General features: G+C 69.7%; 1 protein-coding gene. It reads right to left on the bottom strand.

Features of this window, described 5'->3' with window-relative positions; all coding sequences use genetic code 11:
- Nucleotides 1-175 precede the first annotated feature (175 nt).
- Nucleotides 176-1,510, bottom strand: a 1,335-nt coding sequence (locus ABT085_RS46305; RefSeq protein ID WP_351623237.1) for a vanadium-dependent haloperoxidase, incomplete at its 5' end; no start/stop codon positions are given.

The following is a 1,510-nucleotide window of genomic DNA, read 5'->3' as shown; positions in this document are numbered from 1 at the left end:
GTCCCGTCCGTCTCCAACACAGCTGTAGAGAGTGGCGAGCACACGATGGACGTGCAGAAGACGGACCGGTCGTGGTCCGGGGCCTTCGGCGTGCGGGTCCGGTGTCGGCGAGCGCAGTGAGCCGTCGTCACCCGGCGGTCTCAGGTTTCTCCCGTGACCGGGGCACGGTGCCGGCTCACTGGTGGTGCGGGCGGCCCGGCCGGATCGGCAGCAGCGCGTGGGTGGAGACGTAGTCGCTGACGTTGGTGCCGATCTGCCTTCCGTCCTCGGCGTCCCAGCGGAAGTGCACGCCCAGGTAGAGGCGGCTGAACTCGCCCTCCTGGGCGACCTGGCTGAAGTTCCTCATCAGACGGAACCTCTGGAGTGTGTGCGGGTCCTCGGAGTGCGCGATGAACGAGACGTCGTCGCGCTTGAAGAAGTGCCGCATCGCGCCTGCCCACGCACCCGTGAAGTTGGCGTGCCCGGAGGTCCAGGCGGGGAAGCACGGGGTGAACGGCCGCCCTGCGCGGTCCGCGCTGAGCGGCTCCCAGCTCAGGTCGCCCGCCGCGTGGATCGCGGAGACCGGACGCCACAGCCTGATCGGGGTGTCGAACTTGCTGTCCCAGGCCGCGATCCCGGCGTCCGCCAGCGACAGCGCCGACTGCGCGAACAGCCGGGTGGTGTTGTACGTGTCGAGCCGGAACTTCTTGGCGACGATCCCGGTCAGTTCGAGGAGCTGCCCCGGAGGGTGGTAGGTGCCGTCCAGGTCGTGGTCCCAGAACCAGCCGATGACGGTCTGCTCGTAGGTGCGCACGGTGGAGTCGACGGCACCGATCCGGCGCACCTCCTCGCGCTGGCGCGCGTACTCCGGGCTGGCCACCAGATCGGCGTAGTTGGTGAAGCCGCGCAGGGTGGGGGGCCGGAACTGCGAGCCGGAGCGGAGCACGAACGGCCGCACCTTGCCCCAGTTCGGGGTCACGGCGTCGGTCTTCTTCGTGCAGTCCGCCCCACCCGACGGCCGCCAGGCTCCGGGCGTGGTGGTGTTGCCGTGGTATTTCGCCGGGTTGTTCGAACCGTCGCCCACCCGGGACTTGTTGATCTGCCGCAGCACCCGGTCGACGATCTGGCGGTCGAGGGGGTCGTAGGCGTAGGGGGAACGGCCGGTCCGGGCTCTGTACTTGGCGTCGATGTAGGCCCGGTCGCCCGGGTACAGCTGCGAGATCATCCGGTACGCCGTGCGGTCGATCACCCGCTCCTGCGCGTCCGGACCCGGCCGTGCGGGTCCGCCGGCGTACTTCAGCGGCCGGTTGAGGTAGGGCTCGTACTTCAAGGTCGCGTACGTGTTCTGATAGGCGCTCTCGGCGTTGTAGACCGCCGCGAAGACCATCGCCCCGGACCTGCTGAGCTTGCCGGGCGAGGCGTCCCAGCCCCGCGCGTTGCGGAACGTCTGGAGCAGAACCCTGTTCCAGTACTGCGTCGGATCGTCGTTGTACCGCGTCGCGGCGGCGGCCGGTGCCCCACCGGCCGCCAC

Source organism: Streptomyces sp. NPDC002265, from assembly GCF_040296125.1.
GTDB lineage: Bacteria > Actinomycetota > Actinomycetes > Streptomycetales > Streptomycetaceae > Streptomyces.
This window is presented reverse-complemented; position numbering and strand designations above follow the sequence as displayed.